Raw genomic sequence first — 23,919 nt, forward strand, 5'->3', positions numbered from 1 at the left:
GGTATCCGGATGACCCCGGAGGGCGCCTGCCCACCCGGACCTGGTTCTACGCCGAAACGGTCCGTGCGCATCGCGCCGGTCCCTCTCCGCGGGCGCGGTGCCGCTGGGCGCGTCAGCGGCGGCTGCGCAGGTCCGGAAGCAGCGCGCGCGGCGAGCGTCCGCGGATCGCGCTCACCCACACTCCGGCCCCATATGCCGCGTCGTCGAGTCGGCGCGCGAGCCCGAACCGCACCGGGTCAAGGCGCGGGCGCGTGCGGGCGAGTTCCCAGGCAGTGTCCGCGACTGCAGCCACGACCACCGCCCTGCGCACCCGGCGTGAGACGAGGCATCCAATCGCCGTCAACGGCCACCAGTGCCGCAGCAGCAGGGCGAAGCCCTGAGCGATCGCGGTCACGAGGCCGTACCCGGTGAGGCGAACGGCCAGGCGGTAGGGGTGACGCACCGCGGTGGCTCGGCGTCCGATCCGCACCATGGTCACCGCGAACAAGGCGGCTGCCACGGGAAGCGACCAGCGGCGCTGGGCCATCAACGCAACGAGCAGCGCCGCCGCCCACGGCGCTAGCGTGACCGGTGCGATGTCACGCGGATGCCGCACTGCAAGCAGATCGGCACCGGTGCCGTAGTACAGCTTGCGGCCTAGCCACGCCCGCAACGTCGCGCGGTGATCGTGCCGGACGACCGCTGCCGGCTCGTAGCGCACGCGATGGCCAGACTTGACGAGCCGCCAGACGAGGTCGACATCTTCCGCGACGCGCATCGACGCGTCGAAGCCGTCCCCGAGCGCGGTGACGCGTGCGGCGAGGCAGGCGGCGGGGAGCCACGTTACGCGGGCGCGCGGCCGCACGATCGATGCCTCGTGGCCGATATCCAGGGAGGACCTCGCGTCCTCGTAGCGCGTGATCCAGTTCGCCCTGGGCGCGTCGAAGCCGAGCACGCGCGGAGCGATCATCGCGAGGCGCGGATCGGCGAAATGTCGCAGCAGGAGCGGAATTGCGCCCGCCTCGACCACCACGTCGGAGTCCACGAACACCACGAACGGAGTCGCCACCCGAGCGAGCCCCGCGTTACGAGCGCCCGCGGGCCCAAGGTTCTCATTAAGGGTGACCAGCTCGGCGCCGTGCCGTGCCGCGACCGTGGCGACCGGGCGCGGGTCGACGGATGCGTCGTCGACGACGATGACGCGCAATCCGGCGAGAGAGGCGAGGAGGCGGTCGAGTTGCCTCGGTCGGTCGCGGACGGGCACGACGACGGTCGCAAGCCCGGGGTCGACGTCGGGTAGCAACTCGACGACCGGGTCGGCGATGCCGGCCGCGAGGAGATGGTCGGCGAGCGTGCGGGAGACCGCATCCTTCACCGTCAGGCGGTCGCCGTGGAGGTAGGGGCGGGCACGCGGCTTCAGCGCGGAGATGCGGGTCGGTGAACCGCCGATGAGCACCGCGCCGTCGTCGACTACGCGCGTGTGCCGGTCGAGCCGCACCGTGAATCCGTCGGGCAGCACGGTACGCGGCGAAGCCGTCACGAGATCGTCCCGGCTGTGGGGTCGGATGACACGGCAACACCACGCCCGACCTCGAGCACGACGCACCCCCGCGCGTCCACCCGGCCGAAGCGCAGCCGCGCCCAGGCCTCGGCGATCATCGCCTGGAGCAATGCCTCCCCCTCGGCGGCGGACGCCCCGTGCGGGTCGCCCAGTACCCCGTTCGGTGCGACACCGCGAACGCCCGACGCGCGCAGTTCGGGCAGGATCAGGCCGATGGGCCGCGTCTCTCCGGCCTCGAACCGGTCTGCGCGCACCCGCGAGGCGCAGAGGGCTTGCATGATCGAGGTTTCTGAGCGTCCCGCGTGCGCGTCCACGGGCACGCCGATCCCCGCCACCGAGGCCGGATCGCAAGGGACCCAAACCGTTGATCGTCCCTCGCCGATCAGGGTCAATACCGCCGTCGAGAGTGCCTCGACGTTGCCGCCATGCCCGTTGACTAAGACCAGCCGCTCGGCCCACTCCCCCGCCGACCGACCGAGCTCGACGAGCAGCATCGTCAGCGTCTCCGTCCCGATCGAGAGCGTCCCCGGGAAGCCCCGGTGCTCGCCGCTTGCCCCGACCGCGACAGCCGGGGCCACGACGGCATCCGTGCCATCGGTGCGATACCGATCGGCGAGCGCGTCCGCGACGGCCGAGGCAATGATCGCATCGGTGTCGAGGGGCAGATGCGGTCCGTGCTGCTCGGTCGATCCGACCGGCACGAGTACGACCGGGTGTCCGACATCGGGCCACGGGCGGTCGACGAGGTGCGGGAAGCCCTGGAAGGTCACGCGGCCGCCTTAGAGGTTGCCGGCGGCGACTGCATCAGTCGGCGGCTCGCCGGTGTCAGTCTCGAATGCAGCGCCGCGGGTCGTGGTCTGAGGAGTGCGCGCCGCGGGCTTGCGTGCTGCCGGCTTGCGCGCCGCGGGCTTGCGTGCTGTCGCAGCTGTCTCAGCCTCGGGACCGGCACCGAGTTCCCGCCGGAAGCCCGGGGGGATATAGAAGTCTGCCGGCGACAGCTCGGTGACCGAGCGGTGTCCCAGTCCGAGCACCGCCGAGTCGAGCCCGCCGCGGAGGACGTCGAGCACGTTCTCGACCCCCGCCTGGCCATTCGCGGCGAGGCCCCACAGGTACGCCCGACCGATCATCACGGCGCGTGCACCCAGGGCGAGCGCCTTGGCGACATCTGACCCGCGCCGCACGCCCCCGTCGAGCAGCACCTCGACCTGCCCGCCAACCGCGTCGGCGATACCGGGCAGCATTCGGACGGACGCGGGCGTGGTGTCGAGGTTGTTGCCGCCGTGGTTCGACACCGAGATCGCGGTAACGCCGACATCGACCGCACGCTTCGCGTCGTCGATGCGCGACACGCCCTTGAGCATGAACGGCCCGCCCCACTGCTCGCGGAGCCAGGCGACGTCGTCCCAGGTCGGCGGAGGCGTCGACATCCACTCGCCGTACGCGCCGAAGAACGTGGGCGCAGTGCCCCCGTCAGCCGGCGCGAGGTTCGGCGTCCTGAGGTCGGGCACCCACCCGGTCTTGAGGAAGTCGAACAGCCACGCGGGCTTGACGATCGCCTGAGGTGCGAACCGCATGGCGGCCATGAACGTGAGCTTGTCCGGGATCCACGGGCTTCCCCAGTCGCGCCCATGCGAGAATGACCAGTCGAGTGTGGCGATGAGGCCCTTCGCCCCGGCCGCACGCGCGCGGTCGAGCCGGTGGGCCATCGCCTCGCGTGTGCCGCTCCAGTACACCTGGAACAGCGTGTTCGGGTTCGCGGCAGCGACCGCTTCGATCGGCTTCGACGCGAACGAGCTGAGACCCATGATCGTCCCGCGGTTCGCGGCGGCGCGAGCGACCGCGACCTCGCCGTCGGGGTGAACCGCCTGTACGCCCGTCGGAGAGATGATCACGGGCAGCGAGATCGGGATGCCCATCACAGTGGTGTCGAGTGTGCGTTCGGCATGATGCCCGGCGACGTGCGGCGCGAACTGCAGTTCGGAGAACGCCTGCTGGTTGTCCTCGATGGTCAGGCCGCGTTCGGAGCCCGCGATCAGGGCGCCGTACACCGATCTGGGCAGGCGCCGCTCGGCTCGTCGCTGCGCCACCGCCACCGTTTCAAACCAGCTGTTGCTCATCATCCGTTTCCTTCCGCGGGTGCGTTCGCCGTTGTCATCGTCTCGTTCGCTGCCGTCCGGCACCGGGTCATCCGCCGAACATCGCGCTCACGGCGGGGGCCACGGCCCGGAAGTCTTCCACCACGTGCAGCGAGCCGCGGCCGAGGCGCGCGAGGTCGCGCCCGAGCTCGACGTCCCGCTCGCCGCTTGCATCGAGCAGCACGTCGAGGCGCGGCAACCTACCCGCGAAAAGCCGCGGGTCGGGCCCGGCGTTGTGCACGCAGTCCGACAGCAGCACGACCCGGGCGTCGCGAACAGGGGCGCGCGCGAACTGCTGTGAGGCCAGCTCGAGCGGAAAGGCCACATTCGTCAGGCCTTGCGCCGGGATCCGCATGATTGACTCGAGCAGGTTCATGGGCTTCACGGGCTGCCCGAGGTTCAAGAGAATTGCGGCATCCGACCAGAACGCGATCACCGCGAGGTCCTCGCTCACAAGCTCGCCCGCGAGGGCGCCTACGGTCGCTGCGGCCGTCGCGACCCGTTCACCTTTCATCGAGCCCGACACATCGACCGCGAGGACGACCGATCGCTTGGTGCGGATGCGGTCACGGACGATGATGTCCTCGTCCTCCGGCAGCGGACGCTCGGCGAGCACCTCGATCGTCCTGTCGAGGTCGATCTCGTCGGACCCGCCGCGATAGGGTACGCTGCCGAGCTCGCCGATGCCGCGCCGGCTGGTCGCATCGCGCCGTGGCCGGCGCACCGACAAGCGCGCAGCGATCTGAAGTGCGCGCGCCCGGGCCACGGAGTCGGCCGCGGCATCCGCCTCCGCCTGCACGAGACGTGCCTCCTCGTGGGTGAAGGTGGTCGCCGCGATGCCCTGCTTCGCCTTCCTCCTGGGTGCCCTCGAGTCGCCCACCGCGTTCTCGGTGCGGAAAAGCGTGCCGCCGGCGCCGGGTGTCGCATCGAACACGGTGGGCTCCTCGTCGAGTCGTTTTGGCTTGCGCTTCAGGGGCGTTCCCTCGATCGTGCGCCGGTCGGGACGCTCGCGCTGCAGCGGTCCATCGGCGGGAACCGCTCTTCAGCCGGGCGCCGCTGCGGCAGGTTCGAGGATGAACCGGTCCTCCCAGATCTCGCGAAGCACTCGTTCGGGTGTCGTCTCGATCGCCTCGTCGAGGTGGATACGCCCGGAGAGCGCGACGACCATGGCGTCGAACACGAGCTCCGGATAGTCGTTGTGATCGGGCGAATGGATGCCGCGCAGCTGCGCGAGCTGTGCGGCGACGAGCACGAGATCGATCGCGCCTCGCACGCTCGATCCTTGGCGCACGTCGCGGTGCTGCCGCGTAGCGCGGGTCACCGCAACCGCGTCCTCGATGACCCGCTCACCCACGTCGTTCGCTGCCCCGGCGCGCAATGCCACGATGCGCTCCTCACTCGGCGCATCCTGGTAATCGACTGCCAAACGATTCAACCGGTCGTGGACGCTCGTCGACAGCCGGGTCGTGCCTACGTTGTCGTACGGGTTCATCGAGGCGATGACACGGAACGTCGGCTTCGCCCGGATGCGACCCACGCGCGGGACAGCTATCGATCGATCGGCCATGGCCGTGAGCAGCGTGTTCAGGGTGTCCTCCGGCGCCCGGTTGAACTCCTCGATGTAGAGGAAGCCGCCAGCGCGCATGGCCTCGACGAGCGGCCCAGCGACGAAGTTCTCGGCACTGTAGTCCTCTTTCAGCACCCGGGCGGGGTTGTGGTGGCCGACGAGCTTCGCGGGCGTCAGGTCGGCGTTGCCCTCCACGAAGAGCAGCGGGATTCCCCACTCCTCCGTGATCGCCGTGAGTATCGTCGTCTTGCTCGTGCCGGGCGGACCCTCGAGCAGAATGTCGCGCCCCGCCGCCACCGCCGCGAGCGTCAGCTCGAGCTCGCGCTCGCGGCCGACGATGCGCGCAGCGATGCGCGAACGGCTGGCCGCGAGCCGACTCGCCCCATCCTCGATTAGAGGGACCTCGTCGGTCACAACCCCGCTCACTTCTGCATCGACCCCGCGTCGACCGGTAGCGTCACGCCAGTCACGTACCTGGACTCGTCGGAGGCGAGCCAGAGCACCGCGTTCGATATGTCGACCGGCTCGACCCAGGGAATGGGCAGCGCGTTCGTCGCCCGGAACCGTTCGCCGATCCGCTCGCGCGTGCGTTCGACCGGCTCGAGATCGGGGGCGAACAACGCGTAGATGGCCTCGTTCTGGATCATGTCGGTGTCGACGCTCGTCGGGTGCACTGAGTTCACGCGGATCATGTCGGGCGCCAGCTCGAGAGCGAGCGTGCGCATGAGCCCGACAACCCCGTGCTTAGCCGACACGTAGTGCGCGAAGTTCGGCAAACCCTTCAGACCGGCGACCGAGCTCGTGATGATGATCGACCCGCCGCCCGCGGCCCTGAGGTGCGGGATGGCGACCTTGCAGGTGCGCCAAACCCCCGACAGGTTGACGTCGATCATGTCTCCCCACTGCTCCTCGCTGAGCGCCTCAGTGGTCGCCGTCGAGAAGATCCCCGCATTCGCCGCCACGATGTCGAGCCGGCCGAGTTCGGCCACGCCCGCGTCGACGGCCGCACGCAGCGCCTCGACGTCGCGCACGTCAGCCGTGCCGGCAACGATGCGCCGGTCAAGCGCCTCGACCTGTCGAACCGTCTCGTCGAGGTCGGCCTGCGTCGCCATACCGTATGGCACAGTCGCGATCTGCTCGACGATGTCGACCGCGATGATGTCAGCTCCCTCTTCCGCCAGGCGGAGCGCATGACTGCGCCCCTGTCCTCGCGCCGCGCCCGTGATGAACGCGACCTTGCCGTCCAGTCGTCCCATAGTGTGCTCCCTTCTCTGCGTTCTACAGACCGTTGCCGCTACTTGACATTTGCTCCGGCATCCACCGGCAGGGCGACGCCCGTGACGTATCGCGCCTCGTCGGAGGCGAGCCAGAGCACAGCGTTCGAGATGTCGCGCGGGTCGACCCATGGGACCGGAAGTGCGTTGATGCCCCCGGCAGCCTGCTTGAAGTCCTCGACCGTCGGGTTCTCCAAATCGGGCCGGAAGAGCCTGAACGTGGCGTCGTTGTTGACCATCGGCGTGTCCACCACTGTCGGATGCACCGAGTTGACCCGGATCATGTCCGGTGCGAGTTCGAGTGCGAGGGTGCGCATCAGCCCGACGACGCCGTGCTTCGCCGCGACGTAGTGCGCGAGATTCGCGAACGCGAACAGCCCCGCGTCGGAGCTTGTGAGAATCATCGATCCGCCCTTGCCGCCCGCGCGGATGTGCGGGACGGCCGCCTTGCACGTACGCCACACACCGGAGAGGTTGATCTCCTGCATGTTGACCCACTCGTCGTCGGGGATGTCCTCGACCCTGTTGAATGTCCCCCCAATGCCGGCGTTGGCGGCGACGATGTCGAGCCGGCCAAGTTCGGCGACGCCCTTGTCGACAACTGCCTTCAGTTGGCCGAAGTCGCGAACGTCGGCTTTCTCAGCGACGATCCGCCGGTCGAGCGCCTCCACCATCCTCACGGTCTCTGCGAGGTCCTCCTCCGTCGCAGGCGGGTAGTTGTTTTCCGGAATGGCGGCGCAGATATCGATTGCGATGATGTCGGCGCCCTCTTCAGCAAGCCGTATCGCGTGACTGCGCCCCTGTCCTCGCGCCGCGCCCGTGATGAACGCGACCTTGCCTTCGACCCGTCCAGCCATAACTTCCTCTCCCTTTACTTCTTGTTGGTGAAGCCCGCGTCGACGGGCAGTGTGACGCCGGTGACGTACCGTGCGGCGTCGGACACGAGCCACAGGATCGCGTTCGAGATGTCGACGGGCTCGACCATGGGCACGGGCAAGGCATTGGCCATTGCCTGGCCCATCTGGGGATCTGACTGGAGGAATTCCTGCATGATGTCGTTGACGACCATGGGTGTGTTCACGCCGGTGGGATGGACAGTGTTGACCCTGATCGAGTGCTGAGCCAGCTGGTTGGCGTAGCTTCGCATGAGCCCGACTACGCCGTGCTTGGCGGCGGTGTAGCCGAGACCGCCGGGCGCGTCGCCGCCGATGCCATTCAGTCCCGCAGTCGAGCTTGTGATCACAATTGCTCCGCCACGTCCGCCGTTGATCATCGACGGTTTCGCAACCTCGACGGTGTAAAAGACGCCCGTGAGGTTGACGTCGAGGACGTCCTGCCACTCCTCGGGCACCGGGTGCAGCGACAGTGGCGCGATGCCCGCATTGGCAAGCACGATGTCGACCGCTCCCAGTTCGGCGACGCCCGCGTCGAACGCGGCCTGCAGCGCGTCCCGGTCCCGCACGTCAGCTTGCACGGCGTGGATGCGGCGATCGAGAGCCTCGACCTGCTGCACCGTCTCGGCAAGATCATCGGGCGTCGACATCGGGTACGGGACCGACTCGATCTGAGCGCAGATATCAACTGCGATGATATCGGCGCCCTCCTGCGCGAGTCGGATTGCGTGCGAACGTCCTTGCCCGCGTGCGGCTCCGGTGATGAAGGCGACCTTGCCTTCGAGCTGACCAGCCATGTTGCTCCGTTCTGTTGGTTTTGCCGATGCTGGGTACGGATAGCTGATTGAGTGGCTACTTCACTGGGTCGGCGTTGTAGCCGGGCATGAGCAGGTGTCCGGCGTCGACGGGGATAGAAACCCCCGTGACCGAGGACGCGAGGTCTGAGTTGAGGTACAGCGCCGCGTCGGCGATGCGTTGCGGGTCGAGGAATCCGTTGCCTTTGAGTGCGTGGAACGAGTACCCGGCCTCCAACATGTCGGCTTCGTTGCCCTCGCCTGCGGATTTGCCCGACATCATGTCCCACGCGCCCTGCCAGCTTGTCATCGGGGTGAGGATCGCGCCGGGGTGGATGGCGTTCACGCGGATGCCGTGCCGGGCGTACTCGAGCGCCAGCGTCTTCATAATGCCCACGACGCCGAACTTCGCTGCGCAGTAATGCACGTAGTTGACGCCCGGCTCGAGTCCGTTGATCGAACTGGTCATCACGATCGAGCCGCCACCTCGCTCCATCATGTGCGGCAGCACGGCCTTGGCTGACTTCCAGACCCCCGTGAGGTTCACGGCGATCATGTCGTCCCACATCTCGTCGGTCATCTCGTGAGCCGGCGCGAGCGAGAAGATGCCCGCGTTGGCGATGAGGATGTCGATACGCCCGAACTCGGCAATTCCCGTCGCGACCGCCCCGTCGAGGTCCGCCTGCCTCCTTACGTCACCGTTCACGGCGACGATTCGCCGGTCAAGCGCTTCGACCTGCTTCACGGTCTCGTCGAAGTCCTCCTGCGTGGCCATGGGATAGGCGACCGTCTCGATCTGCTCGAGCGTGTCAATGATGACGACGTCGGCGCCTTCACGTGCGCACGTAAGCGCGTGCGCACGCCCCTGGCCTCGCGAGCCTCCCGTAACGAGCGCAACCCTGCCGTCGAGCATTCCCATGATGGTTCCTCCTGTTCAAGGGCGTGCCGCTCCCACGCCACGGTGGCCGCACGACCACTGGCCGCAACGTCGCGGCCAGTTCGGGCGAGTCGGGTCTCACGCGAGATCGGGGCGGGTGCCTCCTTATTGACATTGACGCCGGGCGGCGCCGATCTTCATTGGGTCATCGGATGGTGCGAGGTGAAGCCCGCGAGCGGATCCTCGGCGCACGCGCTCACGGGCGGCGCCGCGAGGTCCTCGCGCCGGGTGAGAGTGAGGCGCACGGGGCCCACGCCGGTGCGCGGACGAGGCGGTGAGGTGCGATGCGAGTGGTCGCCGGAGTGCCTCGGCAGCCCTGAGTCGCCTGCTCGCTGTGCGAGAAGCTGCTCGCCGTAACCCTGCACGCACTCGGGGTCGGGACCATCGAGCGGCAGGCCTGTGAAGAACTTCGCGGCCATGCACCCGCCCTTGCAGGTGTCGAAGAACTGGCACGAGCTGCACGCGCCGCCAGACTGCGGCGAACGCAGTTCGGCGAATAGCGACGATTCGCGCCACACCTTAGAGAATCCACCCTCGTCGCGGACGTTGCCGGCGAGGAACTCGTCATGGATGGCGAAGGGGCACGCGTACACGTCCCCGACGGGATCGATGAGGCAGACGACGCGCCCAGCGCCGCAGAGGTTGAGCCCCGGGAGAGCTTGACCGTACGCCGAGAGGTGGAAGAACGAGTCGCCCGTGAGCACGTCGCCGCCGTGCGCGACGAGCCAGTCGTAGAGTTCGCGCTGCTGCGGCGGCGTGGGGTGCAATTCGTCCCACACGTCGGCGCCGCGGCCCGACGGGCGCAGCCGAGTGAGGCGTAGCTGGGCGCCGTAGCGATCGGCGATGGCCTTGAACTCGTCAAGCTGCGGGATGTTCTGTCTCGTGCAGACCACGGACATCTTGAAGGAACGCATGCCGGCGTCCGACAGGTTCTGCATCGCACGCAACGCGGTCTCGTAGGAGCGCGGCCCGCGGATATGGTCGTTGACCTCGGCGGTGGCACCGTCAAGCGAGATCTGCACGTCGACGTAGTCGTTCCCGGCGAGGCGCCGGGCGATCTCGGGCGTGATCTTCACGCCGTTCGTCGAGAACTTCACGCCCACGTTGTGTTCCGTGGCGTAGTCGATCAGCTCCCAGAAGTCGCTGCGCACCGTCGGTTCGCCGCCGCCGATATTCACATAGAACACCTGCATGCGCTCGAGTTCGTCGATGACGGCCTTGCACTCCTGGGTGCTCAGCTCGCGCGGGTCGCGCCGGCCGCTGCTCGACAGGCAGTGTACGCACGAGAGGTTGCATGCGTACGTGAGCTCCCAGGTCAGGCAGATGGGTGCGTCGAGGCCGAGCTCGAAGTGGTCGGCCAGGCGCATGGACCGCGGCGGCCCGGCGACGACAGGCGCCTCCACGATGCTCACGGCGTCCGCTCCATGAGCATCTGCGACTCGGCGAGGGTGCCAAGCGCCCCGAGGTACCGCGGCAGGTGCGCGTCCGCGACGCCGGCAGCCTCGCACGCGGCACGCGCGGACGCGGCATCCGGCAGTGCCCGCACAACCTCGAGCAGCGTGAGATCCTTGAGGAAGGACAGCTTGCGCGTGCCGAAGTGGTAGAGCAGCGCACCGAACGGCTCGGGCCGAACCGAGACCTGGGGGTGCAGCTGCCAGGCGGACTCAGGGGCGACGGCGGTCATGGGAATGTTAGTAGACGCCGCACATACCGTCGATCGAAATTTCCTCGACGAGCGACTCCGTCTCGATCACCTCGTCGACATCACCCGTTGGAACGACGAGGTCTTTACTTCGACTCATGGGATGCTCCTCATGTGCGATCACCGTCATTGGTGATCTACTCGGTTGGCCCGATACTAATGACACCCGGTGCCGTTGGGAAGGGGGTAGTGGCCTTGGTCCTGTCCCAGGGGGATGAATCACTGCCGCGCGCTCGTGTCGGCCGCTCGCCGTCGACCACTCATGCGCAGATCAGTCACGTCGCCCTCGAGCTGTTCATGGAGCGCGGCTTCGATGCCACGACGGTCGATGAGATCGCCCGAGCGGCCGGCATCGGGCGGCGAACGTTCTTCCGCTACTTCCCCTCGAAGAATGACGTACCGTGGGGCGAGTTCGACGAGATGCTCGACCGCATGGGCACGCATCTCGCCTCCCTCCCCGACACGATCCCGATTATGGAGCAGCTACGACGCGCGATCATCGAGTTCAATCGCGTGCCGGAATCGGAATCGGAGTACCACCGGCGGCGCATGGAGCTGCTCCTCAACGTGCCGACGCTCCTCGCGCACTCAACGCTCCGCTATCGATCATGGCGTGGGGTGATCGCCGACCACGTCGGGCGTCGCCTGGATCTGCCATCGAGCGACCTGATCCCGCAGACCATCGCGTGGACCTGCCTCGGGGTATGCCTCGCAGCGTACGAACAGTGGCTGGCCAACCCCGAGCGCATCCTGCTGGACCTGCTCGACGAGGCGCTGCTCATGATCGACGAGCGCATCGACACGAGAGTCGTCCAGGCACACCGCAGCCATAGGGGAGCCGATGACCAGCGCTGAGGCGACGCGCCCCACTGCAACCCGCACCACGGTGGTGGTCGGCGCGGGCGCCGCGGGGGCGGCCCTTGCCGCGAGGCTCAGCGAAGATCCCGAGCACCGCGTCATCCTGCTCGAGGCGGGCCCTGTACCCCGCTCTCCCGCCGAGTTCCCGCCCGAGCTGCTGGACGCGTCAACAGTGCAGGGCGCGATGCCGGGGCATCCGGCGAACTGGTCCTACCTCGGCAACCTCACGCCCGATCTGCCGTACACGATCGCGCGCGGTCGCATTATTGGCGGCTCGTCGACAATTAACGGAGGGTACTTCGTGCGCGCGCGCCCGGAAGACTTCGCCCGGTGGTCCGTTGCCGCGGGTCCGGACTGGGGCTATGAGAGCGTACTGCCCGTGCTCCGCCATCTCGAGCACGACCTCGACCTCGGGTCTGGAGTGTTCCACGGTGATGCCGGGCCGATGCCCGTGCGGAGGGCGGTCCAGTCGAACCCCGCGGCTCGGGCGTTCACGGCCGCGGCCCTTGAACTCGGCTTCGTCGCCGAGCCCGACAAGAACGCACCCGGAGCTCCCGGTGTCGGCCCCGTGCCGCAGAACGTCGTCGACGGCGTGCGCATCAACACCGGTCTGGCCTACTTGTCGCCCGCGCGAGACCGTCCGAATCTCCAGGTGATCGGACGATGCCGCGTCCTACGCGTCGTGTTCGAGGGCACACGCGCGGTGGGGGTCGAGGTGGCGGAGACGGGAGGCATGTCTGCGGCATCGGGTCGGAGTGGTGCGCGCGTCGCATCCATCCTGGCCAACGAATCCGGGGCGCGTGTGATCCCTGCCGACGAGGTGGTGCTCTGCGCCGGCGGAATCGGAACGCCGCAGCTGTTGCTCGTCTCTGGCGTCGGGCCGGCCCAGCAACTGCGCGACCACGGCGTGCGGGTGGTGCACGACTCCCCCGGCGTCGGCCGGGCATTCACCGATCACCCCGACATCGCCGTGGGCTGGCGAGCCCCGCGCAATCTCATGGATCCGCGCACGCCCGAGACGTTCACGACCGCGCTCAACTTCGTATCACCCGGAGGTGACGCCGCGGGAGACCTGGAGATCATGGTCTCAGTCAAAAGCATGAACCACCTGCTGACGGGGTCGACGAGTGCGCTGGCCGGCGGTGCGCGATCAGCGCTGCGGCATCCACTCGCCACTCATCGGTCGCTGCGCGGCTTGTCGCTCACGCGAGTGCGGGAACAGGCACTGCACGGGCGCGACCTCGTGCTCCTCGTCGGGCTGCAGCGGGAGGAATCACGCGGCTCGATCACCCTCGCGTCGGCAGACCCGACGGCGAACCCCCGCATCGACTACCGGTACCTCTCGACCGCGCGCGACCGGGAGCGTATGCGCTTCGGCATTCGCACAGCCGTGGCGCTGCTACACACCCGCGCGTTCGCGCAGCTGTTCGAGGGGCTCACCGAGCTCGATGAGGCAACGCTCGACCACGATAGGGCACTCGACGCGTGGATGCTCACCCACCTCGGCACCGCGATCCATCTCTGCGGCAGCGCCCCGATGGGGCCGTCACGCGACCCGTTCGCTGTCGTCGACGGGTTTGCGCGCGTTCGGGGCGTCACGAACCTCCGTCTCGCTGACACCTCGATCCTTCCCGATACTCCTTCGCGGGGGCCGGCCGCAACAGCGGTATTGGTTGGGGAACTCGTCGCGCGCTTCATCCGTCGCGGCGACTGATAGGCGCGCCCCTTCTGAAGACGAAAGGATCCTGGTCATGCATGAAGTCGCTCGGGGGGTCTACCAGCTGCATGGGCAGCCAGCGCACCTGTTCAACGTCTACCTCATCGAGAATCTCCTCGTTGACGCGGGCACGGCTTGGGCGCGGCGGCGAATCTTGCGGCAGGTCGCGGGTCGAGATCTTAAGGCTCACGTAGTGACTCACGCGCACTCGGATCATTTCGGGTCCAGCAGAGCAATCTGCGATGCCTTGTCGATCCCGTTGTGGGCTGGCGCAGCGGACCGGAGCGCCATCCAGGCGGGCACGCCGCAGATGAGGGCAGGGGTCTTGTCGAGCCTTGTGGGCAGGATGGTTCCCCGACCTCCGGCGTGCGACGTTCAACGAGCGCTCAGCGAGGGCGATGAGATAGCGGGATTTACCGTTCTAGAAGTACCCGGCCACACCCCGGGGCATATCGCGTTGTGGCGAGAGCAGGACCGAGTTCTTCTGTGCGGCGACGTCTACTCCCACCTCGGAAGAGTGACGCGGCCGCCCACGTTGTTCACGTTGGATCCGCGGATGAACGACGAGTCTCGCCGACGACTGGCGGAGCTCCGACCGCGACTCGTCTTGTTTGGGCACGGACGACCGCTCAGGCTCGGGCCCGCCGAGCGACTGCCAGTTCAGTAGCTTGCGGGGAACCGCAGGAGGTAGTGTCAGGCGGCTCCGGCATGGGTGACACCCGTGGACGAGTTCCCGGAAGTTCGAATGGAACCTGACGTGATGGTCACGCTGCCCGCCGCGTACTTGGCTCGCGTGGCGAGGGAGTCCTCGAAGATACAGGCTGCGATCAAACGTGCCGAATCGAACCCCAACCCCTTGCTTCCATTGCCGCTCAGGTCCTAGTGGCAAACGCCGTGTCCGAAGAGCTAGGGCAACGCGCTCCCAACCGGATCCCCTGGACCCGAGGTACGGCGACCGAGTCGGCGTCCTCCTTGACCAGTACCGCCGTCCCGCGATCGCGGTCCACAGGACGACTTCACAACCACCGGACCTACGAAACGGGGTCAGCCCGGCCGGGAGCATCGGCGCCGTGCTCGGCTTCCGTCCGACCATCGGGTCGCTTGTCTGGACCAGCAACCAGCGGAACTATCGCTTCTCCCCCCGCGGATATAGCGTCGAAGAGTGGCTCAATCGCAACCTCGTCGTGTCGTGGGTTGCGTTCGACGACGCTGTGCACGGGGCCGAGGTCGAACCGATCAAGAGGCACACGCCGCTACTGAACCCGCGCGACAGCCCGTCAGCGCCCACCGAACTGTCGAAGCTTCGGGCCCCGTGTTGTGAGATCGCCAGGACGCAAGCCGCTCGACGTCAGCCAGGTTGAGACAGTGGATCGCCAGCGCGCTTGGTCGGAATTCCACGTCATCGTGTGATGCGCCCCAAAGATTTCGAGCTGAACGAGATCTGGACGTAGCGCTTCGAGCTTGCGAGAGACGGCAGGCGGCGCTGAGTCGTCACCCGCTCCGTGGAGGATCAGAGTAGGGACTGCCAGGTCCTCTGCTCGCGCGATCCAGTCGATATCCCGGAGAGGGATACTGCCAGGCAGGCCGACCGCGCGTGCGAGCGTGGGCGACGTAAGCCACGGGAGCGCGGTCAGCCCCGCCACCGAAGGCAGGCCAGCGCGAGCGCAGTTCGCGTTGATCGTCGCGACCCAGTCGAGAACGGGAGACTCGAGAACAACCCCTGCTATCAGCCGTCGGTATTGCGGCCGTGTAGCGAGCTGGAGCGCGACCTGTGCTCCCATTGACCAGCCGAATAGAACGACCCGTCGCGCGCCTTGATCGATGGCGTACTGGATCGCAGCGTCCACGTCGTCGACTTCAGTGGCGCCGAGGGTTGACCGACCAGTTCCGAGCCTTGGGCCTTCGCCATCGTTCCTGTAGCTGACGACAATTGACGTGTAGCCCAGCTCAGCGGTGACCTGCACACCACGCAGTGTTCCGGCTCGCGGACTGCCGAGCCCATGGATGTGGATTGCCCACCTCGTTGATTGCGAGTCGCGGCCATCGATACGCCAAGCTGGCGCCGGCCCCGGCGGAGTGGGGATGTCGATGTCGTGGGCGCTGAGGCCCGCATCGACGGGCGTCATGAAGTAGATGCCGCTCCACGAGGCGCGATCGTCGGCTGACGGTGTGAAGCCGGGTGCTGTCGCTGTCACGGCTCGTGCGAGGCGCCCAGGCCCGCGATCAAGTACTTCGGCACCCAGCTGAACCCACTGGCCACCTGGAAACAGCAGAGTGAACTCACCTGGGGATTCAGTTTGATGCGTTCGATCCAGCACGATTGCTCGTCGGTCGCCATCCTGTTCGAGGCCACGGACGGACAGGTCGAATCGGCGCGGGCTCGGAGGGGCGGTCAGGCGCCGCGCGATCACTAGACCGAGGCCCAACGAAAGCGTCGCTGCGGCGGCCAGCGCGCCAGCCAGCACGATCGGGGCTCTCATGCCGCTCCTCGTTGAAACTTGGGCCGTGTGGCCGGCGCAGCCGGCGCGTGAAGTCGAGCTTCGTCGGTTCCGAGGAGATGCTGCTCCGCACGTTCAAGGACGAGACGGTCGCGTGCGTGGAGAGAGAACGACACGCGCGGGTCGATCATCGCGTCGCGGATCTCTACGACCTGTCGATGCAACTGCGCCTCGAGGCCATCGGTTTGCACGGACGCGGCATCCGTCTGACTCAGTCCCGGGCGAACGATCGTCGCCGCTCGCCACGCGGGCGATAGTTCCTTGATGAGTGTGCGTGTTCGCGCTGCCCTCCGTCGCGCGCTCAGGAAGCGCACGGTCGGCTGCCCAGCGAGTCCGACGCAGAGGAACAGGAAGGTCGATATGTAAAGCGGTCCGTACGCGATAGACACGTCAGTCATCACGTCTACACGCCCGGCAACGTGTGCGATGTCCATCATGAGGACGACGACGCAGAGAACCGCTCCGAGGATCGCGCCGACGACGAGACAACCGGCGGGCAGCCGCTGTAGACCAACGCTCAGCCGATACTGACGGCTCGCGAGGACTGCCATGGCGCCGACGACGATCCCGTAGTACGTGAACTGGATCATCGAGTACGCAGCTGCGGCAGGCTGCGCTCCGAGATCAATCATGAAGTTGGTCGTGGTGGCGCCACGGTCGATGAGCAAGAAGGCGACCCCGACGCCGCTCAGCGCAACAAGGAGGGCAGCAGGGCCCAGGGCAATGCGAACTGGGCCGGGCTGATACTCCCCCGCTTTCATGATCCCTCGGCCAAGGAAGAAGATCCCGACCATGAGCGCGCAATCCCCGATGAGGGTGGCGACATTCGAGCCACCGAGGAGTCCATCGATGAAGCGGTAGACCGTATCGACATTGATCGTCATCGCGACCGCGATCGTGATCGCCGCGTAGGTGATGCTGCGCTCGGCTCGTCCGCGGCGCAAGATGAGCAGGCTCGCCACGAGCAGCCACATGAGCACCGCGACGAAGGTCTGCATCACCCGAAGATCTCGAGGTAACGCGATTCCCCGTAAACCGAGCTTCTGATCGCCGCAGCCAGATGATCAGCCAAGGCCTCCGCCGCGATCTCGGTGCGAGAGTCCAAATCTTGACGAGTGAGCAGTCGACGCCGAGTCCGGGCGGGGATGTCGGGAAGCAGGAAGTCTTCCGTCGAGCATTCGTCGTCGTCTCCATGCCCGAGGATCATGTGGGCGAATTCGTGCAGGACGAACTGCTGGCGATGGAGGACGGAGTCGCTGTGCGCGTGAAGGACGAGGTCTTCGCTCTCGGTGATGAGCCACACTGCGCAAATGCCATCGTGGTCGCCGAGATCCGCAAGTTCCACGATTCGGAGTGTGCGCTGCCGGTGATCCTGAAGTGCCCCGACGAGATCGTCAAAGGTGAAGGTGGTGCCCAGCTCAAGGTCTGAGACGGCCGTCGTCACGGTCTGCTCGATATTCACGGTGTCACTCCCGTCTGGGGAGCATGTGCCGGTGGGGGCCGCCAAGGGACCGGCATGGGCACTGCTCAGGTGTGTGTCATTTCCTCATCCAGGAATCTGCTGATCGCCTGAAGGGCCTTCGGGGAGATATCTCCCAGCGTTCGCGCGGCGTAGGACTTCACCTTCGCGGCTCGCATCGCCCGCACGAGATCCAGCTGCGCGGTGACCTTGTCCGGCGTCGCTGCGCCGTCCTCCCCGAGCAGGAACGCGGCATCCACGTCGAAGAACGCAGCCAGCCCTTCGAATAGCGCGGGGTCTTGCACGTAGCGGTGGCCGTTGACCATGTATGTCCATCGAGATCTCGACAGGTTGATGCCGCGCTTCTCGAGGAACGCCGCGATCTGGGCGTAGGTCGGTTCGTAATCCGACTCGGTGATCGCGACGTCGAGGAGCAGCCTGAGGCGTTTCGCGAGGTCTTCCGCAGCCACCTTGCTCTCGTCTTCTGTCATTTCGGTAGACCACCCTTCCCCTCGGGTGAGGCAAGGCTTGTCGTTTGTGAGCGCTACTCGACGGGCGTTGAGAATGCTCAATGTACCCGTTGGGCATACTCAAATCAATCGTTGCGCATGATCGATGTCGGTGCTAAAAACAAATCAAAGCCGTTTGAGCATGCTTAAAGAGGAGGACATCGCCCAGGACGGTACGGAGGAGTTGTCGGCACTCCACCCCCCACAGAGCCGGCCCGCGGGCGCGCCCAAATTTCGTGAAGCCGCCCCGCGCGCGTGAACAGTGTGCGACCGGCTCGGGTCGGTCGTTCGCGCGCCCACCCATCGGCTCCGGTTAGATCGCGCGTACCTCCCACAGGAAGCCGCTCTGTCGGCTGATCAGAAGGAGGTGCCTACGCCATGACTCACCAACCCCCCGCAGTCGGTTCCACTGAGGCGAAGCTCGAACGGCTGCACGCTCAGCTGGCGGATGCTGTGGCCACGCTCGTGACGGGCGATCACTGGGTACGGGCTCTTGAGTTCGCCGCGCGATTCCGCTCCCGTTCGTTCAACAACACCATGCTCATCTGGACGCAACATCTCGCTGCGTTCGAGCAGGGCAGGGTGGCTAAGCCCACACCAACGTACGTCGCGGGGTTCCGGCAATGGCGCACGCTTGGGAGGTCGGTCGATCGCGGCCAGACCGGGTACATGATCTTTGCGCCCATCCACGCGCGGTTCACCTCCCCCACCCCAGAGGTCGCCGAGTCATGGCGTCGTCTTGCGCCTCGCGAGACCCCGAGACGCAACGACGAAGTGCGCACTCGAATGGTCGGGGTGCGGCCCGCATACGTGTGGGATGCCTCGCAGACGAGCGGTGTCCCGATCCCCCATGCCCCCACTCCGCAGTTGCTCGCGGGCGAGGCGCCACAAGGTCTCTGGGATGGGCTTGCAACCCTCGTACGCGAACAGGGGTACACGCTGCGCATTGTTGGGAGCGATCGCGATCTCGGCGGAGCCAACGGCATGACTGACTACCTCACTCGGAGCGTTGCCATTCGGGGTGACATAGACCCCGCGGCGCGTGCGAAGACCTTGGCGCACGAGCTGGCGCACGTGATGCTGCACGGCCCTGACAACGCCCATGCCGTATTCCATCGCGGGATCGGGGAGGTCGAAGCGGAGTCCGTTGCTCTGATGATCGGAGCAGCCCACGGCCTCGACACATCGGGCTACACCATCCCGTATGTGGCGACCTGGGCAGCATCCGTCGATGGAAAGACGCCAGTGGAAGTCGTGCAAGCGAATGGTGAGCGAGTGCGCACGGCAGCGGTCGCGATCCTCAAGGGACTGCCGACAGTGCAAGTCGGTTCGGGCGACCCGCCGGGTCTGACGAGGGAAGCGCAGCGGGGTGCACTTCAGCCAACCGTCGCTGGTCCGGTGGAACGGTTCGATGATGTCCCCTTCGCGAGGGTTCGGCACTCCTTTGCCCGATCCGCGATCTCGGCCCGGGATCTGTAATGGACGCCGTCGCCCTCTTCGCCGGAATGATCGGCCTCTCGCCGCGGGAAGGCGCCGCTCGGTTCGCTGCGGCAGGAGTCCCGATCTTCCCCTGCAAGCCAGCGGAGAAGCGGCCGCTCACAGAGCACGGGTTCCGCGACGCGACCTCCGACGACCGCCAGATCGCCCGATGGTGGTCTCGATGGCCCGAAGCGAACATCGGCATGCCGACCGGGCGAGCTTCCGCCGTCGAGGTCGTAGACATCGATGTGCATGGGCGGGTGCGCGGATTCGCTGCCTTCGAACTCGCTCGCCGGGAAGGTCTCGTGGATCACTGGCAGGCGCTGGTGAAGACGGCATCCGGCGGGATGCACGCCTACTACCCCGCAGACCCTGATCGCGTTCAGGCATCGTGGCAGGCCGCCCGCGCCGGCATCGACTTCCGGGGTGAGGGCGGCTACGTCATCGTGCCGCCGTCGCAAGTGCTGTTCGAAGGCAACAGGTCTGCGTATGAGCTGATCGGCGCCGGACGCGGGGACGCCGTGTCTATCGACGGACCGGCGCTTCGACAATTCCTGGACCCGAGGCCGACCCCTGCTGCGATGCCCGCGGAGGCCCGCCGCGATGTTGACGCGGAGCGTCTCGCGGCGTGGCTGGCCGGACGGGCCGTGGGCGAGCGGAACCGCGCCCTGTACTGGGCCGCATGCCGGCTCGCCGAGAACGGCGTCACTGATCAGAGCGCGCGCAACGTACTCGCGCCTGCTGCGGAGCACGCGGGGTTGCATCAGGCTGAGATCCTGACGACCATCCGATCTGCGTACCGAACGGTGGTGGGGCAGGCGCCACCCGTTCGCATCAGTGGCGGCAGCTCAGCATCCCGCTCGCTCAGCGGGCAGGTGATCTCGTGATCCCCGCTACGACCCACCCGCCGTCAGGACGGATTGCCGTATGGACCGCAGTAGTCGGCACCGTGTTCATCGCTGTCGGTGCGTTCTGGTTGTCGTTCACCGCTCTCACGGATCTCGCCGACGCGGCCGGCATCGCGGCGACGCAGGCGTGGGCGTGGCCGCTCATTGTGGACGGAATCATCGTCGTCGGAACCGTTGCCGTTGTCGCGCTCGCCGGACAGCGGGGTGCGTGGTATCCGTGGATGCTGCTCATGGCCGGCGCTGGGGTGTCGGTCGCCGCCAACTCGATCCATGCCGTCGTCGCGGCCGATGCCGATGTTCTTCCCGTGCTTGCAGCGTCGGTTGCCGCAGTGCCGCCGCTGGTGCTTCTCGCGATCACTCACCTGACGGTCGTTCTCACCCAGCGATTCCGGCTTCACGTTTCCTCCACAGCAGAGACGCCACGAGACCTGTCCACAGAAGTCGTTCCGATTCGCTCGCTGTCCGATGTTCCGGAGAAGGGTGCCCGTAGAGACGTTGCCGCGCTGATGCGTCAGCGCGGGATGTCGAACAAGGAGATTGCGAGCGCCACGGGAGTTCATCCGTCGACAGTCGGCCGGTGGTTCGCGGGGACGATCGGCACACCTGAGGTTCAGAAGGAGGTTACGTCATGAACGAATACGAGCGAGTCGAGCGACCCGGCCTGCCGCTTCGCGTGGACGCGTCCGAGCGCGAACGTGAACTCGTCGCCAAGCGGTCACCCGAAGAGGTCTCCGAGTTGGCGCGGCGCGGCGATCCTTCACTCGCGAGGCAGCCGCTCTCCCCGTCCGGCGCCGAGCAGGTTCGAAGTGAGGTCATCTGGATGCGGCCTACGGAACTCGTTCCCGCCGTCTCCGGGCGCGTCGCGGGGCAGGGCATCGACCTCGAGTCCTCGCTCGCGCGGCGAGCCCGCGCCATCCCGACGCAGGGAGTCGCAGCAACTCGCCGAGCAATCCGAGAACGGGCCCTTCACCTCCCGCCGGTGGAGGCATTCGGAAACGGCCGCGCTGATTACGGGTCTGTCCGTCGTTCCCGAATCGGTCGGTAGCGAGGTTGCCATGTCGAGCCAGGGTTCCCGCTCAGCTGCCGCCGCATCGGTGCACTCGCAACGCGTTCCGGACTCGTCCGAGTCGGCGAGCGTGCCCGCCGCGTTTGAGAGCTCCGAGGGGCTGCGCGAAGTGCTCGAACGCCTCGCCGCGCAGGACCATGGCGCCTGGCGTCGCGACGCCGAAGCCGCAGCGCTCATGGAGTATGTCGTTCGACGTTACGCAAAGCTGGCGCGCAAGCACGGACTCGATCCATGGGATGCCGCGGCGGCCGCATTCGACGCGATGCGCTCGTCGGCCGTGCGCAACGCTGACGACCCCTGGGCCGTAGTCACGCGAGCCGTACAGGTGACGCTGATCGCGGAGGAGCGCGCAAACGGCCTGATGTGCTCCGTGTACCAGGCGCGCCGACCCGAGTTCTCGTCGTTTCATGACCCCGAGCGATTCAGTGACCGAGAGAACCCCCTGAGCGACTATCACCCGTCACTTCGTGTCCAGGGCGCCGGGGACGCGCTCGATGACGGGTGCTCAACCGACGGCGCCGGGATTGGAGAGGCAGTCGAGAATGCGATCGCCTTCATGACCTTGCTCGGCTGGCCGCGCACGCCCGCGCGCACCGCAATGGAGTACATCTGCGCACGACTCAGTGAGGTTCCCTCGCGTGCAACTGCCTGGGAATCGCTTCGGCGCGACGTCCACGGAAGAACCCTCCTCGATCTGTCGTCCGCATCGTGGAACGGATTGCTCCGCGCTGTCCTCGGCAACCCGGAACCCGAGGTCGCCCGGACGACGGCCGGACGCGGCATCCTGCTCCGCCTGCTGATCGGTGAACCCTTGCGTTCACTGCTGACGGATGACGATCTCGTCCTCGCGGTGAGTCTCGCCGCCCCCGCCGAGCGATCGAGGTGGTGACCGTGGGAACCAGAGTCGGCCACATCGAGCTCGAACGATCGATCGAATCGATCGTCGTCGGGAAGCGGCACCGTACCGAGTTCGGAGACATCGATGAGCTCGCCCAGTCGATCACCCGCGACGGCCTGCTACAGCCGGTCACCGTGACACCGGAAGGTGTCCTGGTGTGCGGCGCTCGTCGGCTCGAAGCGCTGAAGCGGCTGGGTGAGAAGACGATCAAGGTGTGGGTGAGGTCAGGGATCTCGGATCGGCTCGCCGAGCTGTTGGCAGAGCAGGCAGAGAACGTCCTCCACAAGCCGCTCACGCCGACCGAAGCCGCGGCGCTCTACACCGAGTTGAAGGATCACATCGCCGACGATGCGACTCGCCGGCAGGCCGCGACGCGTTTCAGCCGTCCGGACGCTCGGGATGGAAAGGGCGGTGGTGCCACCGTGGCACCACCGCAATTCAAGTCAGGCAAGAGTCGCACCCAGGCAGCGCAGATGGTCACCGGAAAGGCGTCATACACCACGCTGGAACGCATTGCCGAACTACAGCACCTTGTCGCTGACCCCGGCGTCGATCCTGCACTGAAGGAGAGAGCCAGCGAAGAACTGCGGCTCATCGACGATGGCGGAAGTGTCGCCGCGTCACACGCGCGAATCAGGCAACTCCTCGAGCCGGGGGCGACACAGCAGTTCGAGGACTTCGAAGCGCCCGAGGACTTCGAGCCGCCCGACGAACTCGAGCAATTGGCGAATGCGGCGCTCGCGAGAGTCAAGGAGGCCAAGCGCAACCAGCGAACATCCAGGTCTCGTGCTGCTACGGCACACGGCTTTCCCGTCCGTGCGTTCGTGCGTGTGTGGGAGGACCTGGATCTCTGGTGGACCCATTTCGACGTCGCGGCTGTGGCCACTGAACTGACGGACGAGCAACTCGAGCAGTTCGAAGCGACGCTCGCTTCGACCGTGGAGTTCTTTGCGGCGATCCGCAGCGCGCGTGCCCAGTTGGGGAGGGAGATCGCGTGATGGCCGCGTCTGTGCGCCCTGGGCGGCGGGTCGTACTCGTCCTATCGATCGGGTTCGGTGTGCTGACGGCACTTGTCGGCGTCGGCTTGTACGGCCTTGTACTAGCACCGTCGCCCAGCACTCCGACGACTGCCGTCGAGTCGCCGGCCCCGGCTGCCTCGGACGTCAGCCCCAAACCGAGCGCCTCGAGCGCAATGCTTCCCCCGATCCGCTCGACATCGGATGCCGAGTCCTTCGCGCGCGATGCGGCCCGCGCGCTTATCCGCTGGGACGCCGCCACCGACTTCGATCCGGCCGACTACGCACAGGTGATCGTCGACGCAGGGGATCCCTCCGGTACCGAGACTGCTGGGCTTGCGTCCGATGTCCGCACCTATCTGCCCACGACGGACGCCTGGTTGACGCTGCGCACCTATGGCACGCGCCAGTGGCTCACCATCGACGAGGCGTTCGTGCCGGCATCCTGGAGCGACGCGATCGATCAAGCGACGCCTGGGCAGTTGCTCCCCGGAACGATCGCATACACGATCACGGGAACACGCCACCGCGCTGGCATCGTGGGGACGCAGGCTCAGGAGACGTCTCGACCGATAGCTTTCACCCTCTTCATCGCGTGTGAGCCGAGTTTCGACGAATGCCGCCTGCTCCGGCTCTCCGAGGTCGACAACCCGCTCCGGTGACGGACGT

General features: G+C 66.9%; 26 protein-coding genes. 11 read left to right on the forward strand and 15 right to left on the reverse strand.

Annotation, left to right across the window (positions count from 1 at the left end):
* Positions 1–112: 112 nt before the first annotated feature.
* From mftF to mftA, 12 genes are all read right to left on the reverse strand, one after another.
* Complete coding sequence (gene mftF, locus MA875_RS05035) at positions 113–1,519, reverse strand: mycofactocin biosynthesis glycosyltransferase MftF (protein ID WP_248240693.1); 1,407 nt, start codon at positions 1,517–1,519, stop codon at positions 113–115.
* Positions 1,516–2,310 (reverse strand): mycofactocin biosynthesis peptidyl-dipeptidase MftE, encoded by a 795-nt coding sequence (gene mftE / locus MA875_RS05040; protein WP_248240694.1) that lies wholly within the window; start codon positions 2,308–2,310, stop codon positions 1,516–1,518. The genes mftF and mftE overlap by 4 nt, the downstream gene beginning before the upstream one ends.
* A gap of 9 nt (positions 2,311–2,319) precedes the next feature.
* On the reverse strand, positions 2,320–3,657 hold the full coding sequence (gene mftD, locus MA875_RS05045) for a pre-mycofactocin synthase MftD (protein ID WP_248240695.1): 1,338 nt from the start codon (positions 3,655–3,657) through the stop codon (positions 2,320–2,322).
* A 67-nt stretch (positions 3,658–3,724) separates the two neighbouring features.
* On the reverse strand, positions 3,725–4,474 hold the full coding sequence (locus tag MA875_RS05050) for a vWA domain-containing protein (RefSeq protein WP_248240696.1): 750 nt from the start codon (positions 4,472–4,474) through the stop codon (positions 3,725–3,727).
* Between the two features lie 243 nt (positions 4,475–4,717).
* Complete coding sequence (locus MA875_RS05055) at positions 4,718–5,656, reverse strand: AAA family ATPase (RefSeq protein ID WP_248240697.1); 939 nt, start codon at positions 5,654–5,656, stop codon at positions 4,718–4,720.
* Between the two features lie 8 nt (positions 5,657–5,664).
* A complete protein-coding gene (locus MA875_RS05060) occupies positions 5,665–6,498 on the reverse strand; it encodes a mycofactocin-coupled SDR family oxidoreductase (protein WP_248240698.1) in 834 nt (277 codons plus the stop codon).
* Positions 6,499–6,536: 38 nt separating this feature from the next.
* On the reverse strand, positions 6,537–7,373 hold the full coding sequence (locus MA875_RS05065; RefSeq protein ID WP_248240699.1) for a mycofactocin-coupled SDR family oxidoreductase: 837 nt from the start codon (positions 7,371–7,373) through the stop codon (positions 6,537–6,539).
* 14 nt (positions 7,374–7,387) lie between these two features.
* Positions 7,388–8,206, reverse strand: a complete 819-nt coding sequence (locus MA875_RS05070) for a mycofactocin-coupled SDR family oxidoreductase (protein ID WP_248240700.1) — start codon at positions 8,204–8,206, stop codon at positions 7,388–7,390.
* A gap of 55 nt (positions 8,207–8,261) precedes the next feature.
* On the reverse strand, positions 8,262–9,122 hold the full coding sequence (locus tag MA875_RS05075; protein WP_248240702.1) for a mycofactocin-coupled SDR family oxidoreductase: 861 nt from the start codon (positions 9,120–9,122) through the stop codon (positions 8,262–8,264).
* A 155-nt stretch (positions 9,123–9,277) separates the two neighbouring features.
* Positions 9,278–10,552 carry a mycofactocin radical SAM maturase gene (mftC, locus tag MA875_RS05080; RefSeq protein WP_248240704.1) on the reverse strand — a complete coding sequence of 425 codons (1,275 nt, stop codon included), beginning with the start codon at positions 10,550–10,552 and terminating at the stop codon, positions 9,278–9,280.
* The gene (mftB, locus tag MA875_RS05085) at positions 10,549–10,824 is read right to left on the reverse strand and encodes a mycofactocin biosynthesis chaperone MftB (RefSeq protein ID WP_248240705.1); all 276 of its coding nucleotides are present in this window, start codon (positions 10,822–10,824) and stop codon (positions 10,549–10,551) included. Before mftB ends, mftC begins: the two co-directional genes overlap by 4 nt.
* A gap of 7 nt (positions 10,825–10,831) precedes the next feature.
* Positions 10,832–10,942 (reverse strand): mycofactocin precursor MftA, encoded by a 111-nt coding sequence (gene mftA / locus MA875_RS05090; protein ID WP_248240707.1) that lies wholly within the window; start codon positions 10,940–10,942, stop codon positions 10,832–10,834.
* An 89-nt stretch (positions 10,943–11,031) separates the two neighbouring features.
* Here mftA and mftR point away from each other — a divergent pair, with 89 nt between their 5' ends.
* From mftR to MA875_RS17920, 4 genes are all read left to right on the forward strand, one after another.
* Positions 11,032–11,697, forward strand: a complete 666-nt coding sequence (gene mftR / locus MA875_RS05095; RefSeq protein WP_248240710.1) for a mycofactocin system transcriptional regulator MftR — start codon at positions 11,032–11,034, stop codon at positions 11,695–11,697.
* Complete coding sequence (locus MA875_RS05100; RefSeq protein ID WP_248240711.1) at positions 11,684–13,414, forward strand: GMC family oxidoreductase N-terminal domain-containing protein; 1,731 nt, start codon at positions 11,684–11,686, stop codon at positions 13,412–13,414. The genes mftR and MA875_RS05100 overlap by 14 nt, the downstream gene beginning before the upstream one ends.
* Before the next feature lie 37 nt (positions 13,415–13,451).
* Positions 13,452–14,084 (forward strand): MBL fold metallo-hydrolase, encoded by a 633-nt coding sequence (locus tag MA875_RS17915; protein WP_372492524.1) that lies wholly within the window; start codon positions 13,452–13,454, stop codon positions 14,082–14,084.
* Between the two features lie 403 nt (positions 14,085–14,487).
* Positions 14,488–14,778 (forward strand): GIY-YIG nuclease family protein, encoded by a 291-nt coding sequence (locus tag MA875_RS17920; protein ID WP_372492525.1) that lies wholly within the window; start codon positions 14,488–14,490, stop codon positions 14,776–14,778.
* On the opposite strand, the gene MA875_RS05105 is transcribed toward MA875_RS17920, so the two are convergent.
* Entirely contained in the window at positions 14,695–15,897 is a 1,203-nt protein-coding gene (locus MA875_RS05105; protein ID WP_248240713.1) for an alpha/beta hydrolase family protein, read from the reverse strand. The two genes, MA875_RS17920 and MA875_RS05105, sit on opposite strands and share 84 nt — an antisense overlap.
* Complete coding sequence (locus MA875_RS05110; RefSeq protein ID WP_248240716.1) at positions 15,894–16,913, reverse strand: hypothetical protein; 1,020 nt, start codon at positions 16,911–16,913, stop codon at positions 15,894–15,896. Before MA875_RS05110 ends, MA875_RS05105 begins: the two co-directional genes overlap by 4 nt.
* A 110-nt stretch (positions 16,914–17,023) precedes the next feature.
* Between MA875_RS05110 and MA875_RS17925 the strand changes: the two genes are divergently transcribed.
* Positions 17,024–17,344, forward strand: a complete 321-nt coding sequence (locus MA875_RS17925; RefSeq protein ID WP_372492526.1) for a hypothetical protein — start codon at positions 17,024–17,026, stop codon at positions 17,342–17,344.
* A 98-nt stretch (positions 17,345–17,442) separates the two neighbouring features.
* On the opposite strand, the gene MA875_RS05120 is transcribed toward MA875_RS17925, so the two are convergent.
* Positions 17,443–17,865, reverse strand: coding sequence for a hypothetical protein (locus MA875_RS05120; RefSeq protein WP_248240718.1), 423 nt, complete (start codon positions 17,863–17,865; stop codon positions 17,443–17,445).
* 396 nt (positions 17,866–18,261) lie between these two features.
* Here MA875_RS05120 and MA875_RS05125 point away from each other — a divergent pair, with 396 nt between their 5' ends.
* The 6 genes from MA875_RS05125 to MA875_RS05150 all read left to right on the forward strand — a co-directional run bounded on the left by MA875_RS05125 (position 18,262) and on the right by MA875_RS05150 (position 23,912).
* The gene (locus MA875_RS05125) at positions 18,262–19,362 is read left to right on the forward strand and encodes an ArdC-like ssDNA-binding domain-containing protein (protein WP_248240720.1); all 1,101 of its coding nucleotides are present in this window, start codon (positions 18,262–18,264) and stop codon (positions 19,360–19,362) included.
* On the forward strand, positions 19,362–20,249 hold the full coding sequence (locus MA875_RS05130) for a bifunctional DNA primase/polymerase (RefSeq protein WP_248240722.1): 888 nt from the start codon (positions 19,362–19,364) through the stop codon (positions 20,247–20,249). Before MA875_RS05125 ends, MA875_RS05130 begins: the two co-directional genes overlap by 1 nt.
* On the forward strand, positions 20,249–20,902 hold the full coding sequence (locus tag MA875_RS05135; RefSeq protein ID WP_372492538.1) for a DUF2637 domain-containing protein: 654 nt from the start codon (positions 20,249–20,251) through the stop codon (positions 20,900–20,902). The genes MA875_RS05130 and MA875_RS05135 overlap by 1 nt, the downstream gene beginning before the upstream one ends.
* 423 nt (positions 20,903–21,325) lie before the next feature.
* Positions 21,326–22,225 (forward strand): hypothetical protein, encoded by a 900-nt coding sequence (locus MA875_RS05140; protein WP_248240726.1) that lies wholly within the window; start codon positions 21,326–21,328, stop codon positions 22,223–22,225.
* Positions 22,226–22,227: 2 nt separating this feature from the next.
* Positions 22,228–23,232, forward strand: coding sequence for a ParB/RepB/Spo0J family partition protein (locus MA875_RS05145; protein ID WP_248240728.1), 1,005 nt, complete (start codon positions 22,228–22,230; stop codon positions 23,230–23,232).
* Positions 23,233–23,426: 194 nt separating this feature from the next.
* Positions 23,427–23,912 (forward strand): hypothetical protein, encoded by a 486-nt coding sequence (locus MA875_RS05150; RefSeq protein WP_248240730.1) that lies wholly within the window; start codon positions 23,427–23,429, stop codon positions 23,910–23,912.
* The last annotated feature ends 7 nt before the right edge of the window (positions 23,913–23,919 follow it).

Source organism: Microbacterium kunmingense (assembly GCF_023155745.1).
Classification (GTDB): domain Bacteria; phylum Actinomycetota; class Actinomycetes; order Actinomycetales; family Microbacteriaceae; genus Microbacterium; species Microbacterium kunmingense.

Coding starts and splice junctions, on each gene's coding strand:
- mftB (WP_248240705.1), bottom strand. CDS start 10,824: ATGACCGCCGTCGCCCCTGAGTCCGCCTGGCAGCTGCACCCCCAGGTC.
- MA875_RS05140 (WP_248240726.1), top strand. CDS start 21,326: ATGTCGAGCCAGGGTTCCCGCTCAGCTGCCGCCGCATCGGTGCACTCG.
- MA875_RS05100 (WP_248240711.1), top strand. CDS start 11,684: ATGACCAGCGCTGAGGCGACGCGCCCCACTGCAACCCGCACCACGGTG.
- MA875_RS05060 (WP_248240698.1), bottom strand. CDS start 6,498: ATGGGACGACTGGACGGCAAGGTCGCGTTCATCACGGGCGCGGCGCGA.
- MA875_RS05125 (WP_248240720.1), top strand. CDS start 18,262: ATGACTCACCAACCCCCCGCAGTCGGTTCCACTGAGGCGAAGCTCGAA.
- MA875_RS05130 (WP_248240722.1), top strand. CDS start 19,362: ATGGACGCCGTCGCCCTCTTCGCCGGAATGATCGGCCTCTCGCCGCGG.
- MA875_RS05065 (WP_248240699.1), bottom strand. CDS start 7,373: ATGGCTGGACGGGTCGAAGGCAAGGTCGCGTTCATCACGGGCGCGGCG.
- MA875_RS05150 (WP_248240730.1), top strand. CDS start 23,427: ATGCTTCCCCCGATCCGCTCGACATCGGATGCCGAGTCCTTCGCGCGC.
- mftD (WP_248240695.1), bottom strand. CDS start 3,657: ATGAGCAACAGCTGGTTTGAAACGGTGGCGGTGGCGCAGCGACGAGCC.
- MA875_RS05075 (WP_248240702.1), bottom strand. CDS start 9,122: ATGGGAATGCTCGACGGCAGGGTTGCGCTCGTTACGGGAGGCTCGCGA.
- MA875_RS05110 (WP_248240716.1), bottom strand. CDS start 16,913: ATGCAGACCTTCGTCGCGGTGCTCATGTGGCTGCTCGTGGCGAGCCTG.
- MA875_RS05120 (WP_248240718.1), bottom strand. CDS start 17,865: ATGACAGAAGACGAGAGCAAGGTGGCTGCGGAAGACCTCGCGAAACGC.
- MA875_RS17915 (WP_372492524.1), top strand. CDS start 13,452: ATGCATGAAGTCGCTCGGGGGGTCTACCAGCTGCATGGGCAGCCAGCG.
- MA875_RS05070 (WP_248240700.1), bottom strand. CDS start 8,206: ATGGCTGGTCAGCTCGAAGGCAAGGTCGCCTTCATCACCGGAGCCGCA.
- MA875_RS05105 (WP_248240713.1), bottom strand. CDS start 15,897: ATGAGAGCCCCGATCGTGCTGGCTGGCGCGCTGGCCGCCGCAGCGACG.
- mftA (WP_248240707.1), bottom strand. CDS start 10,942: ATGAGTCGAAGTAAAGACCTCGTCGTTCCAACGGGTGATGTCGACGAG.